Origin of the sequence: Flavobacterium araucananum (assembly GCF_002222055.1) — a bacterium.
Taxonomy (GTDB): Bacteria; Bacteroidota; Bacteroidia; order Flavobacteriales; family Flavobacteriaceae; genus Flavobacterium; species Flavobacterium araucananum.
In genome coordinates this window covers 233,249-246,973 of sequence record NZ_MUGS01000004.1, presented here as the reverse complement: position 1 = coordinate 246,973, position 13,725 = coordinate 233,249, and the positions used below count along the sequence as shown (strand labels likewise).

The 13,725-nt window shown below is 35.6% G+C and carries 15 protein-coding genes; 11 read left to right on the top strand and 4 right to left on the bottom strand.

Annotation, left to right across the window (positions count from 1 at the left end):
* Positions 1–18 precede the first annotated feature (18 nt).
* A complete protein-coding gene (locus tag B0A64_RS03605) occupies positions 19–942 on the top strand; it encodes a phytanoyl-CoA dioxygenase family protein (RefSeq protein ID WP_089478178.1) in 924 nt (307 codons plus the stop codon).
* Positions 943–1,121: 179 nt separating this feature from the next.
* Here B0A64_RS03605 and B0A64_RS03600 read toward each other — a convergent pair whose 3' ends face one another.
* The 4 genes from B0A64_RS03600 to B0A64_RS03585 all read right to left on the bottom strand — a co-directional run bounded on the left by B0A64_RS03600 (position 1,122) and on the right by B0A64_RS03585 (position 6,036).
* Entirely contained in the window at positions 1,122–2,519 is a 1,398-nt protein-coding gene (locus B0A64_RS03600; protein WP_089478272.1) for a TolC family protein, read from the bottom strand.
* A 1-nt stretch (position 2,520) separates the two neighbouring features.
* Positions 2,521–3,873 (bottom strand): HlyD family secretion protein, encoded by a 1,353-nt coding sequence (locus tag B0A64_RS03595; RefSeq protein ID WP_089478177.1) that lies wholly within the window; start codon positions 3,871–3,873, stop codon positions 2,521–2,523.
* 2 nt (positions 3,874–3,875) lie between these two features.
* Positions 3,876–5,531, bottom strand: a complete 1,656-nt coding sequence (locus B0A64_RS03590; RefSeq protein ID WP_089478176.1) for a peptidase domain-containing ABC transporter — start codon at positions 5,529–5,531, stop codon at positions 3,876–3,878.
* A gap of 100 nt (positions 5,532–5,631) precedes the next feature.
* Positions 5,632–6,036: a hypothetical protein gene (locus B0A64_RS03585; RefSeq protein WP_089478175.1), complete on the bottom strand. Its 405-nt coding sequence runs from the start codon at positions 6,034–6,036 to the stop codon at positions 5,632–5,634.
* Between the two features lie 424 nt (positions 6,037–6,460).
* On the opposite strand from B0A64_RS03585, the gene B0A64_RS03580 reads away from it, so the two are divergent.
* From B0A64_RS03580 to B0A64_RS03540, 10 genes are all read left to right on the top strand, one after another.
* Entirely contained in the window at positions 6,461–7,588 is a 1,128-nt protein-coding gene (locus B0A64_RS03580) for an NAD(P)/FAD-dependent oxidoreductase (RefSeq protein ID WP_089478174.1), read from the top strand.
* Positions 7,589–8,302 carry a methyltransferase domain-containing protein gene (locus B0A64_RS03575; RefSeq protein WP_089478173.1) on the top strand — a complete coding sequence of 238 codons (714 nt, stop codon included), beginning with the start codon at positions 7,589–7,591 and terminating at the stop codon, positions 8,300–8,302.
* Positions 8,299–9,351, top strand: coding sequence for a type III polyketide synthase (locus tag B0A64_RS03570; protein WP_089478172.1), 1,053 nt, complete (start codon positions 8,299–8,301; stop codon positions 9,349–9,351). The genes B0A64_RS03575 and B0A64_RS03570 overlap by 4 nt, the downstream gene beginning before the upstream one ends.
* Before the next feature lie 18 nt (positions 9,352–9,369).
* Positions 9,370–9,807 carry a 3-hydroxyacyl-ACP dehydratase FabZ family protein gene (locus tag B0A64_RS03565; protein WP_089478171.1) on the top strand — a complete coding sequence of 146 codons (438 nt, stop codon included), beginning with the start codon at positions 9,370–9,372 and terminating at the stop codon, positions 9,805–9,807.
* Positions 9,804–11,078, top strand: a complete 1,275-nt coding sequence (locus B0A64_RS03560; RefSeq protein WP_089478170.1) for a beta-ketoacyl-[acyl-carrier-protein] synthase family protein — start codon at positions 9,804–9,806, stop codon at positions 11,076–11,078. The genes B0A64_RS03565 and B0A64_RS03560 overlap by 4 nt, the downstream gene beginning before the upstream one ends.
* A gap of 1 nt (position 11,079) precedes the next feature.
* On the top strand, positions 11,080–11,334 hold the full coding sequence (locus B0A64_RS03555) for an acyl carrier protein (protein ID WP_089478169.1): 255 nt from the start codon (positions 11,080–11,082) through the stop codon (positions 11,332–11,334).
* Positions 11,331–11,852 (top strand): 4'-phosphopantetheinyl transferase family protein, encoded by a 522-nt coding sequence (locus B0A64_RS03550; protein ID WP_089478168.1) that lies wholly within the window; start codon positions 11,331–11,333, stop codon positions 11,850–11,852. Before B0A64_RS03555 ends, B0A64_RS03550 begins: the two co-directional genes overlap by 4 nt.
* 268 nt (positions 11,853–12,120) lie before the next feature.
* Positions 12,121–12,282 (top strand): hypothetical protein, encoded by a 162-nt coding sequence (locus tag B0A64_RS25075; RefSeq protein ID WP_165769750.1) that lies wholly within the window; start codon positions 12,121–12,123, stop codon positions 12,280–12,282.
* Positions 12,282–12,854, top strand: coding sequence for a GNAT family N-acetyltransferase (locus tag B0A64_RS03545; protein ID WP_089478167.1), 573 nt, complete (start codon positions 12,282–12,284; stop codon positions 12,852–12,854). Before B0A64_RS25075 ends, B0A64_RS03545 begins: the two co-directional genes overlap by 1 nt.
* Before the next feature lie 449 nt (positions 12,855–13,303).
* The gene (locus B0A64_RS03540) at positions 13,304–13,723 is read left to right on the top strand and encodes an OsmC family protein (RefSeq protein ID WP_089478166.1); all 420 of its coding nucleotides are present in this window, start codon (positions 13,304–13,306) and stop codon (positions 13,721–13,723) included.
* Positions 13,724–13,725 lie beyond the last annotated feature (2 nt).

The following is a 13,725-nucleotide window of genomic DNA, read 5'->3' as shown; positions in this document are numbered from 1 at the left end:
ATAACCCCAAAGTATACTATGGCAACAAATTACATTCTTGAAAACTTATGGAAACGTACAGTAAATCCTTCCGGAAGTACCAGTGCTGACCATACAAATGATTGGGACAACGAAACCAAAACCTTATACCAATTGGGTATTAGCCTCGAAGATACGTTACAGTATTTATATTTTGAAAAACCTGACTTCGAAAACTTTAAAATCTGGATTACAAAAAGACAGCGAAATAAGGTAACAGAAACAGAAGATTTTGCAGAAAATGTACTCACAAAAGAAGATCTTGAATTTTGGGATAAAAATGGATATATTATTGTAAAAAATGCCCTTACGAAACAAGAGTGCGAAGCTACGCAGCAGGCAATCTGGGAATACCTGGAAATGGATCCCAACAAAAAAGAAACCTGGTACAACAAACATGAGGATCAGAAAGGCTTAATGCTTAATTTCTCTGATCACGACACCTTGAATAACAACCGATTTTCTCCAAAAATAAAAAAAGCATACGAGCAACTTTACAATACAACCAAAATATACAAAACGATCGACAAAGTAAGTTTTAATCCTCCTGAGAATGCTACGTTTACTTTTCTGGGAAGTCCGCTACATTGGGATACCAGTCTCAAGCAACCAATTCCGTTTGGTCTTCAGGGATTACTTTACCTAACCGATTGTGGTGCTGCTGATGGTGCTTTTCATTGTGTTCCGGGATTTCATAATACCATAGAACAATGGCTTGATAACCTTGAACCTCACGAAAACCCAAGAGATAAAGTTATTGAAACACTAAAAGGAGAAGCAATAACAGGTAATGCAGGCGATTTTATCATCTGGAATAATAAATTACCACATTGTGCAACACCCAACAAAGGTACAAACCCCAGAATGGTACAATATCTTACCTATTTGCCCGATGATTATGAATCATCAGGAGAATGGGTGTAATTAATTTTAACACATAGAAACATAGCTTTTGGATCTTTAAAAAAGGCGTTTCACTTGTTTAAAATGCACATAGCCTGGTTATGTGAAAGAAATGTATTTCTTTTGGCATTCCTTTTAGCTAAAAAAATCTATGTTTCTATGTCTAAATAAAAAAATTATGCCGTTTTTGAGTACTACAATCAATCCGGATTTGCCAGTATTTTATACAATTCGGCGTTTGAAACATAAAACTGATTCTCGATACTAATTTGAGATAGTTTGGCACTCACCAGATTATTCTCTCTCGAGTTCATTAAAAATATAGAGCTTTCGCCAAACGAAAACAACTTCTCTTCAGAACTCAACATGGTAAGATAATCCTTGACCAGATTGTCTATTACATTTTTTTGCCTTTTCAATGAGGCAATTTCTGTTTGTTGTGCTTTTATTTTGTTTTTAAGTTCCAGTCTTTGCTGATCGATATCAAATTTTAAATCCTGAATTTTAAGTTTTGCCACCTTTAAATTTCCGCGTTCTTTTCTCAAAAAAATCGGAATACTAAAATCGATATTAAACTTATAATCATCCGTATTAAAAGAATCAAAATAAACAGGTTCAGAAATATAATTGTACCCCACATTTACCTTTGGCAGCAATAAATTTGCTTTAAGCTGCCTGTTGATTTCCAGCATAGACAGTTTTGTTTCTAAAGCCTGTATTTTAGGATGTGCCTCGAGAGTTTCGACACTGACCATCATAGCAGATGTTTTGAGAGTTTCTTCGAGAGTATCCATTAAATTTAGCTCCGGTTTTACGGTATCATCTACTTCTACCGGTACGTTTTCGATCCATAAATAATTAGACAGATTCAGTTTTGCCTTTGTCAGTTTCAGGTTTCCGTTTTCGACATTCAATTCCCTGTTGCGTACCGTTATTCTGGCTTCGACACTATCGATAGCGGGAGAGTCACCAACTTCGATTAGTTTTTTAACTCCTTTAAAACGGGTACTCGCAAACCCTAAATAACGCTTGTACAATTCGGCTTCGTTAAAACTTTTTCTCCACTCAAAATAAGCTTCGCTTGCTTTATACAAAACCTCGATTGCTCTTAGTTTACGTTGTGCATCACTTAGTTTTAGCTGCAATTTTCCTTCTCTTACATCAGCCATACGCTGGTTTATAAACATCCCTTGTCCTAAAGCAACACTAATACCAAGAGACGTTAATCCGGCATCCGGCGTACGATTTTGAGGGTTATAATATTGTCCCTCGGTCGCATCAAAACCCGCTTTTATCTCGACACCATACCAGGTCGGAATTTTAAAACTACTGTTAAGCAGCGAATAATACTCTGTGCCTTTAAACTCTTTTTTATTGTAATCTACCTCAATTTTTGGATCAAATCCTCCGCGTGCCACCATCAGTTTAGCCTGTGCCGTACTGACTTCAAGATTGGCTTGTTTAACCAGCGGATGGTATTTTTTTACATAACCCAAAAACTCACTATAACTTAGTTCTTCTTTATTAAAATCCTGACTGTAAACACTAAAAAAGCCGAATAGAAATAAAAAAGAAAATAATTTTATACTATTTCTCATTTTATTTTTTCTCCTTTCCTTTAGCTTCCTTTTCATCTGATTTATAATAATTGGGAGGAAAACCGTTTAAGTTACGCCATATTTCATACCCTACAGAAACCGTTTCCAGCAAGGCAATACTTTGTGCACCGGCACCAATACTAAGTTCTTTAGGCCATTTATGATCTTTGCCATCCGGCGCGATAAGCACTCTGTATTTTCCATTGGCACTTATAAAATTTTCGATTGCTACTACCCTTCCGCCAAAAGTTCCGTAGGATAATCCCGGCCAGCCAGAAAACACAATTCTTGGCCATCCGTCAAACCAAACACGCACTTTGGCACCACGATGTACCAAAGGCAAATCGATAGGATTTACATAAGTTTCTACTGCAATATCATAACTCGATGGCATAATGCTTATTACCGGAGTTCCCTCTTTGATTGTTTCGCCAAGACCTGCCAGTAAAGCACGGTTTACATAACCGCTTTGAGGAGCTGTAATATAATACAAACCGTTCCTGATGCTGTAATTTACATACTGATTTTGCAGTTTATTGACCTGTGCTTCTGTATCATATTGCGTGCTTAAGGCAGTAAATTTATCGCTTCTGGATTTAGAAATTTTCTCAGCATACTCTGCTGTAATACGATTTATCTCTACTTTGGCATTGATGAGTTCATTTTTACTGCTCAAAAGTTTGTTTTCCTGCGTAATAATATAAGCTTCGGATTCTTGTAGTTTTAGCCTTTTTTGCTCTACATCTGTCAGAGGTTTCAAACCCTCTTTGTTGAGCGTAGTCGAACGGGCAAATTGTGTTTGCGCAATTCTAAGCTGCGTTCTTACTGCAACGAGATCCATGCTGTCGCTCTTAATTTTTAGATGGGCCTGTCTTATTTTATTTTGAGCCTGTTGCAGTTTCAATTGTCGCTCTGTACCCAGAGATTGTGCCTGAGTATCAAGAGAACTCACTTTATCGCCATAGGATTCTAATGCCATTTTTTTTGCATCGACCTGCTCTTTGGTATTTTTAACCAGATTGGGATCAAAATAATCTTCTTTTATTTCGGAAATAAAAAGAATCGTATCTCCTTTTTTTACATAATCACCTTCTTTTACAAACCATTTTTCGATCCTTCCTGCAATGGCATTATGAACCGTTTGTGGTCTTTGGTCGGGTTTTAAAGTAGTCACAGAACCACTTCCGGAAATATTTTGAGTCCACGGAAGAAAAAGGCATGCAATAGCAAACACTAAAAAACCAACAATTATCTTATTTAGAATTTTATAGTGTGGTCTTCGGGCAACACTCGTTATCGAAGCATATTTTCCCGGAGTTATAAGTATGTTGTTATCTTTGGATATATTGAGCATGATTAAAGCTTTATGTCGTTAATAATTTTTCCGTCATCGATCGTTATCATACGGTCGCATTTGCTTTTCCAGATGTCACTTTTAGAAGTTACAACCACCGTCCAGTTATTTTGTTCAGAGAGTAAAAAATCGACTATTTTACCAGAAGTCAGTTCATCCATTTTATCAACAGGATCTTCAAGAAACAATATATTAGGTTTGTGAACGATGCTTCGGGCAAGCAAAATTTTCTGTACATCGGATGCAGATAGTTCACTGCCACCGGGATGAACCTGATTTTCAAGTCCGTTAGGGAATGTTTTGATATAAGGCGTTAGACAAACATTATCAAGAGCCCATTTGAGATCATCGCTGTTTATGGCACTGTTTCCAAAAAGAACATTTTCTCTAATTGTTCCGGCAAAAAGGGTATCACCTTGCAGGAAAGTACCTCCTTGAGCTCTGTAGGCATCCTCGTCAAGACGGTTCATATAATTGTCGGTTACATACATGGCGCCACTCTCAGGCTCAAGCAAACCGGACAGCAAACGCAATAGGGTACTTTTTCCGGCACCATTTGTTCCTCTTACCAATATTTTTTCGCCCTGAGCGATTTTCAGATTGATATTTTTAAGCGACTTTTTATTATACCCCGGATAATTGTAAGCGATGCTTTCTGTTTCGATATTAATACCTGTCTCTGTTATCTCAGATGTTTTAGGAACACATGAAATTTCCAGATCAGTAATCTGACCAATTTTTTCGACAGAGGTAAGAACATCATAAAAAGATTCAAGCCCGAAGATTATTTTTTCGACAGAATTTATAAGCAATACAATCACGATTTCGGCTGCTACAAACTGCCCGATATTCATTTGATGATGAATTACCAGAAAACCACCAATCGACAATAAGGCAGCTGTAACCAGCACTTTGAAAATAGTAAGTTGTATGTATTGCTTTTTCATTACCAGAAAATGTTTCTCCCGATAATTGACATATTCGCTTACATAACCATCGTTTCGGTCTAATGCATATTCAAAGCTTCCTTTTTTGCGGAAACTTTCGCGATTGCGGGCAATTTCCTGAATCCATGCTGCAACTTTATATTTAAACTTTGATTCGTTAAGGCTTGTTTCGAGACCGTCTTTGTACGAAAATTTAAAAATGACATATAAAATAACGATAAACAAAAGACCAATTACAGTAAAAAACGAATGGTATAAAACCAATAGTATAATCCCGAGACCAACCTGCAAAAAAGCAGCGCAAAAGTCTAACAGAAGTTTTGCCGTCCCTTTTTGAACCATAAGTGTATCAAAAAAACGGTTGGCTTTTTCAGGAGCATATTCAGAGTATAGTTCTTTGAACTTGATCAGCGGCATTCTGTATGCAAACTCAAATGAGGAACGAACAAAAATTCGTTGCTGAAGGTTTTCTACAATTCTTAATTGCAAAATAGTGAGAACTCCGCCAAAACCAACTCCTACAGTAACCAGAAAAACCAGAACAATCCAGGAAACACTAAGCTGCCCGCTCTGGATAAAATTAATAATCGCCTGAATTCCCAATGGGAGAGAAAGATTGACAAGGCCGGCAAAAGCGGCATAAAATATAATTTGATATACATCGCGCTTATCCAGCGCAAGTAAATTAAAAAAGCGTTTTAATGGTGTCATGAATTTATATATAAATACAAGATGAATAAATAGATTTTAGATACGGCAAAGCCCTATCCGGCAGAATAGAATTTCTTCTAATCCACAAAAAAATAAGTATTTATACTATAAATTGAGGAGGTCGCAAATGAATTTTGCCATGAAACCCAAAAAAGAAGATTGGGTTACTGATGTAGTTTTTACTTTTAGTTTCGAGTTCAAAATACAATCCCGGAACTGATGCATCCAGTGGTACTAAATAATCCAGTAAGGGAGTTCCTTTTGCCAGTTTTGTCGTTTTACTGTCTTTTGTTTTGTAGTCATCAAGTTCTTCCGGAATTGCGTCGCACTTGAATATTTTTTTCAGGAAATCGCAAGCCATTCCTTTTACAGAATGTACTTCTGTACGATTATTCAGGATTCGGCCTATCGTGCCGGAGATATTAATACTGCTCAATAAAAAGTAGCCAATTAGTAACACCTGAAGGCATTTGCATAAAAAACTATTTTTAATTTTGTTCAGCATCACTAAAAAACAATTGGTTACAGTAACTATAAAAGCACTAAAAATCCTGTTTTGACCAAAACTATTTTTACCGTTTTATAATTTGCGCAATTTAAAACTAAATTTTTAGCGCTACATTAGAATAACATTAGAATTTGCCCCAATTTGAAATTAAATTCTAATGTTGGAATTCTCAAAATTCAATCTTTTTTTTGCTTGTTATTTTAAAGAATTTTAATTTTAATTCTTATTCTTATAAAAACCGCAACAAAATTGTACTGTAATTGTATAAGAAAGAAATAAAATTATGTAATTAAAGATTTAATAAGTTTTTGATCTTTGTGCTGAACATTCTTAAACCGAACAGTTTTATTGTTAAAAATTTGAAGCAATTTTAATATAAAACACAATAAATATTTGAGATATAATAGCTAAATTGCTTAGTATGAAAACAAACTCAGATGTAGTTATTATTGGCGGTGGTCTGGCTGGATTAACGGGTGCTATACACTTATCTCAGAAAGGATTAACGGTAACATTAATCGAAAAATCAAGCTTTCCCCGACATAAAGTCTGTGGCGAATATGTTTCGAACGAGATCCTGCCTTATCTTAAATGGCTGGACATTGATATTTCAGGCTTACATCCTACCCATATATCCAAATTTGAATTTTCGACAAACAAGGGCAAAACGGCTCTGGCAAATCTACCGTTAGGGGGTTTTGGGATAAGCAGGTACAAACTGGATCATTTTTTATACCAAAAAGCATTAACAAACGGTTGTATCGTCATTAATGAAACTGTAACTGATGTTTTTTTTAGTGATGATACTTTTACAATAACAACCCCAAACGAGTTTTTATCTGCCAAAATAGTGTTGGGCGCTTTTGGTAAACGCTCTAATATCGATCAGGTTTTATCGCGGAGTTTTTTTTCTAAAAAATCACCGTGGTTAGCTGTCAAAGGGCATTATAATGGCACATTTGATGATGATCTTGTGGCACTTCATAATTTTAAAGGTGGTTATTGCGGCATTTCTAAAGTCGAAAACAATATTATAAACATTTGTTATCTGGCAGATTATGCTACTTTCAAGCCTTATAAAAACATTGAAGAATACCAGCGTAATGTGCTTTACAAAAACCAACATCTCAAAACTATTTTCGAGAACAGCACGCCACTTTTTGATAATCCGCTCACGATAAGCCAGGTTTCTTTTGATAAAAAAAAGCCCGTAGAAAACCATATTCTAATGATTGGTGACACAGCAGGACTTATTCACCCTTTGTGTGGTAACGGAATGGCAATGGCGATACATAGTGCAAAAATAGCTTCAGAGTTGGTACTCGATTACTACTCGGGCAAAATAGTATCCCGCGAAGCACTGGAAAAAAACTATGCACAACAATGGAAAAAGAATTTTGGTAAACGCTTACGTATGGGGAGAATTTTGGCAAAAATCTTAAAAAATAAAACCATCACTTCCGGCTTGGTTGCCATTACGGTTGCATTACCTGCTTTGCTCCCTAAAATAATTAAACAAACGCACGGTAAAACAATCGTTATCAACTAAATGGCAATAACCACTAAATACAGAACACAGGAAACGGAGATTATGGATGATTTTTTTCTGGAAGGAAAAGAATTACAGGATGCTCTGGACAAAATTGCCAGTATCAATAAGCTACTGGGTGGTAACAAACTTACGCTGCACGGGTTAAAAATATTATTAAAAAAATCTGATCTTACAAAAACAATCGTAATTGCAGATATTGGCTGTGGCAACGGCGATATGTTGCGTATGCTGGCAAAATACGGTCTGGAAAATAAACTGAATTTTAAACTTATTGGTATAGATGCAAATGCTTTTACGATCAATTATGCCAAAACATTATCGAAAGACTTTTCGAATATTGACTATCAATGTATCGATATTTTTAGTCCTGATTTCGCTGCCATGCCATACGATATTGTTTTGTGTACGCTTACATTACATCATTTTACCAACGAACAAGTATTAAATATAATTACTATCTTTAATAACAATGCGCATACGGGGATTATAATTAATGATTTGCATCGCAATAAAATAGCTTATCGCCTTTTCGAAATGGTCTGTGTTGTTTTTAATTTGAGCAAAATGACGCGTGAAGATGGACTTGTATCTATTTTAAGAGGATTTAAGAAAAAAGAATTAGAGGATTTCTCTAAAAAACTGAATTTAAAAAACTATACCATAAACTGGAAATGGGCTTTTCGTTACCAATGGATAATTGCTAAAAAATGAGTGTAAAAATAATAACTGTTGCTAAGCAACTCCCCAAATATTCGCGCACTACGGCAGATATTCTCCCAATGTTAGACGGATGGCTACAGGGACAGGACGAGCGTTTTATAAAAAAAGTAAAAAAGATTTTTGAAGGTGCTGCTGTTGATAAACGGTACTCTATAATGGATCCCTCAGAAGTTTTTACAGCTACATCCTTTGAAGAAAAAAACGATATCTACAGCCGTGAAGTAATTATTCTGGGCGAACAAGTGTTAGAAAAAGCATTGCTTAAAGCAGGTTGGGAACCACAAACGCTCGATTACATTATTACGGTAAGTTGTACCGGTATTATGATTCCGTCGCTCGATGCATATCTTATTAATAAAATGAAATTAAGGCAGGATATCGTTCGCTTGCCCGTAACCGAAATGGGCTGTGCTGCCGGAATATCGGGTATTATATATGCCAAAAATTTCCTGAAAGCAAATCCCGGCAAACGTGCTGCTGTGATAGCGGTAGAATCGCCTACAGCAACATTTCAGCTAGATGATTTTTCGATGCCCAATATAGTCAGTGCAGCAATTTTTGGCGATGGAGCCGCTTGCTGTCTTTTATCCTCTTATGATGAAGATTATGGCCCTGAAATCATAGCCGAAGAAATGTATCATTTTTATGATGCTGAGCACATGATGGGGTTTAAACTCACCAATAGCGGTTTGCAAATGGTATTAGACATTGAAGTTCCGGATACGATTGCTTCTCATTTTGGAGATATTATACATCCGTTCCTTCAAAAAAATAAGCTCGAAATCGCAGCAATTGATTACATGATATTTCATCCCGGTGGAAAAAAAATCATTACTACAGTCGAGTCACTTTTTTCAGGATTAGGTAAAAATATAGATGATACAAAAGCAGTACTTAAACAATACGGCAACATGTCGAGTGCAACTGTATTATATGTTTTAGAACGTATTATGGATCAAAATCCAACAGCTGGAGAAAAAGGATTAATGCTAAGTTTTGGTCCGGGCTTTTCGGCACAACGGGTTTTATTGCAATGGTAATTATCAGATAAAAAAACAATGGAATTAAACGACATTATTGCACAGTTACCCTACAGCAAGCCTTTTTTATTTGTAGACGAGTTGTTGCATGCTGATGAAAATGGTATTAGCGGAACTTATACCTACAATGAAGATCTTGCTTTTTATAAAGGTCATTTTAAGAATAATCCTGTTACCCCGGGTGTTATTTTGACCGAAACTATGGCGCAGATTGGCATGGTTTGTCTTGGTATTTATTTGCTCAACGATAATTTGAAAAAAGATACTGTCGTGGCTTTTACATCTGCCGATATGCAATTTTTAAAACCTGTTTATCCTAATGAAAAAGTTACAGTAACTTCTCAAAAAATATTTTTCAGGTTTGGCAAGCTTAAATGCGATGTTGTTATGAAAAATGAAGCTGGAAAAGAAGTCTGCAAAGGCATTGTAGCCGGCATGATCACAACAAAATTATGAAAAAGAGAGTTGTAATAACAGGTCTTGGCGTAGCGGCTCCTAATGGGGTTGGAATTCCTGCGTTTAAGCATTCGCTAAAAAACGGCATTTCGGGAATTCGTCATGATGCTGAGCTGGAAAAGTTACAGTTTTCGTGTCAGATTGCCGGTCAGCCACAAATATCTGACGAATTAAAATCGCAGTATTTCACTGAGCTTGAGCTTCGCGGGTTTAACAGTACAGGAATTTTGTATGGCGTAATCGCCGGAATCGAAGCCTGGAAAAATGCCGGATTAGCGATAGAAATAAACCACGAACCGGATTGGGACAGCGGAACCATTTTTGGATCCGGTACTTCCGGAATCGATAAATTTCGCGAAAGCATTTATAAAATAGACGAATTGCAAGTGCGAAGATTAGGCAGCACCGTTGTGGCACAAACCATGAACAGCGGTATTAGTGCCTACCTGGGGGGTAAATTGGGTTTAGGAAATCAGGTTACGACAAATTCATCTGCCTGCGCGACCGGAACCGAAGCTATTATTATGGCGTATGACCGCATACAATCCGGACAGGCAAAACGTATTCTTGCCGGAAGTACCGGAGATAGCGGCCCTTATATCTGGGCGGGTTTTGATGCACTTCGTGTTTGCAGTGCAAAATATAATGATACTCCAGAGCAAGGTTCACGCCCCATGAGTGCAACCGCAGCAGGTTTTGTCCCCGGTAGCGGTGCCGGAGCTTTGGTGGTCGAAGAACTTGAGAGTGCTCTGGAACGAGGTGCTACAATTTATGCCGAAATATTGGGCGGTGCTGTAAATTCTGGCGGACAACGCGGAACCGGAAGCATGACTGCCCCAAACAGTGATGCTGTACAACGATGCATTACTACTGCAATAAAAAGTGCCGGAATTTCAGCAGCTGATATCGATGCCATAAACGGTCATCTTACCGCAACTACAAAAGACAGCCTGGAAATTGAAAACTGGACAAAAGCACTGAACAGAAGCGGAAATAATTTCCCGTATATTAATTCTCTAAAAAGTATGACCGGACATTGCCTTAGCGCTGCCGGAAGCATCGAAAGTGTCGCTGCGGTCTTGCAACTTCATGAAGGTTTTTTGTTTGGCAATAGCAATTGCGAAGATCTGCATCCGGAAATTACTGCACTTATTGATCCCGCAAAAGTTCCGCTTAAAACAATCCATACAAATCTCACAATAATTGCCAAAGCAAGTTTTGGTTTTGGTGATGTAAATGCCTGTATAATTTTTAAAAAATTCGAAAACTAATATGAACAAAGACGAACTTATTGCCCAGCTAAAAGTAATCATAAAGCCTTATACAACCAATACCGAAGCGTATGATAACCTAACCGAAAACACCGATTTTATAAACGATCTAAGTATTAATTCGGCTAATTTGGTAGATATTGTACTTGATATAGAAGAGGCATTTGATATTGTAATTGACAATACAGATATGGAACGAATGCTGGATGTAAAGACTGCGGTAGAAATCATAGAAACCAAGCTCGCAGCAAAATGATTGGCAATGATGTCATCGATATCCTGCAATCCCGCAACGAAAGCAACTGGCGGCGTAAAGGTTTTCTCCAAAAGCTCTTTACGCTTTCTGAACAATTATTAATATCGGAAACATCAGATACCGAAACTATGGTGTGGCTGCTTTGGAGTATGAAAGAAGCCGCCTATAAAATCCATAACCGACAAACTAAAATAAGGGAATATATCCCTAAAAAACTAACGTGTACCATAATCTCAAAAAAGGATACTTGGAGTACAGGTCACGTTATTTGTGGTGAGAATGTTTATCATACAAAAAGCGTTATTACTCCGGAACATATTCATACCATCGCTGTTGTGTGTTTTAATCAGCTCGATGATGTGATTGAAATTGAAAAAAAAGATATTTTTAAAGATCCAAATGGTATTCCCTACTTGTCTAATTCTACCTTAAAAATAGCAAAAGATGTTTCTGTTAGTCACCACGGACGTTTTGAAAAAGTAGTTACTATTAAGGTACTATCTGAAACCGAATTCTAATTTGTCATGAAGAGTCAAATTAAATACAATAGATAGATTTTTTATCTAAATTATTTACTTTTTAATTCTTGACTTTCATTAATAGATGTAAACATTTTTATTTTTTTTGAATTTAAAGCATTGATTTAATGTGTTTTGTTCGTATTTTTGAAACAAATTAAAAACAATCTTCTTAAAAAAAATTGCTTTAATACAAAACAAACTAACAATATCTAGACTTTTAAGTTTTAAATCTTACTAGATAATTTTTACATATAACAGACGAATCATGGCAAAGCCAATTAAAAATACTCCAGTTTTAAAAGGTAAAGAAGCAATTAGCTTTTATAAAACGATTGATTTAAATAGAGATAAAAAAGTTAGTGTAGATTCTTTGACCGCAATTCGATCTGATGCGGACAAATTAAAGGAACTACTAAAAGTTAATTAATGCCTTTTACAGGATTTTCGTTTTTCGAATTGCATTCTACAACAAATATTAAACCTTTTGAATGTGGAGACAGTGATTTGAATAGTTTCTTAAATGATAAAGCAATTCCATATAAAAAAGATTTATTAGCTACTACTTATATACTTGAAAGCAATAATAAAACTATTGCCTATTTAAGTATTTATAATGATGCATTAGCTGTTCAAGAAAATAATTTTGCGTCTAAAACAGCATTTAAGAGATGGATAAAAGAAATTATTAGTCATCCTAAACGACACTTGAGACAATTTCCAGCTATAAAAATAGGCCGACTAGCAGTTTGTGAGACTACAAAAAAAGAAAGAAAAGGGATTGGTAAAGCTCTTGTAAACTTCGTTATTGATTTAGCACTAGAGCAAAATAGCAAATGTGCATGTCAATTATTGACGGTAGATGCCTATGATGAATCGCTTGGCTTTTATAAAAAAATAGGTTTTGAGTTTCTGTCTGAAACTGATAAAGGAAAAGATACCAGACAAATGTATTATGATCTTAGACCTCTAATGAATACTTTAAATGAAGTTAACAATTAAGAGCTTTTTTTATTGAATCTTGTAGTTTTTATAATTAAACTAAAAACTTCAAATAACAATTAAGTATACCTAATAAACCAGATTGAAATAAAAAACCTAATTAAACGGTTTTAAAGTACTATCTAACCTAACTTTCTGGTACAATATATCAATCTGGAAAATATATATTGCTGAATTTTCCAGATCACCTAGTGGTTTGCAAAAATAATTTTACAATTACAGCTTATAATCTGCACTATAATCTTTCTCCAAAAAAAGCAATGCGATCAGGCTTTGTCTCAACAATTTGATTTCATAATAAACTTAATCATTACATAGTTATAAATTATTTTTATAAGCACTAAAAATTATTAATTTGATTAATAAGAAGTGTTGCCATAAATTTGTCTCATCAAATAAGAACAAATAATTTGAGTCCTAAAATAAATAACTATTAAAAAATTAAGATCATGAAATTTACAAGAAGAGCAAACGCAAATTGGAAAGGTACAGGAATGGAAGGAAAAGGAACTATCAGTACACAAAGTACTACACTAGACAATGCCCAACTATCTTTTAAAACCCGTTTTGAGGAAGGTGTAGGAACAAATCCTGAAGAATTAATCGCAGCAGCACATTCAGGCTGTTTTACAATGCAGCTAAGTTTTTTACTTTCTGAAGCGGGATTCGTTCCGGAAGATTTAAATACAGAAGCTAAAGTTTCTTTTGAAGACGGAACAATTACTTTAATTCAATTAATCCTTAACGGAAAAGTTCCCGGAATTTCAGAAGAAGATTTTCAGAAAGCAGCACAAAAAGCAAAAGAGATCTGTCCAATTTCAAAATTATTGAATACCGAAATTACATTATCAGTAACATTAATCGCATAATT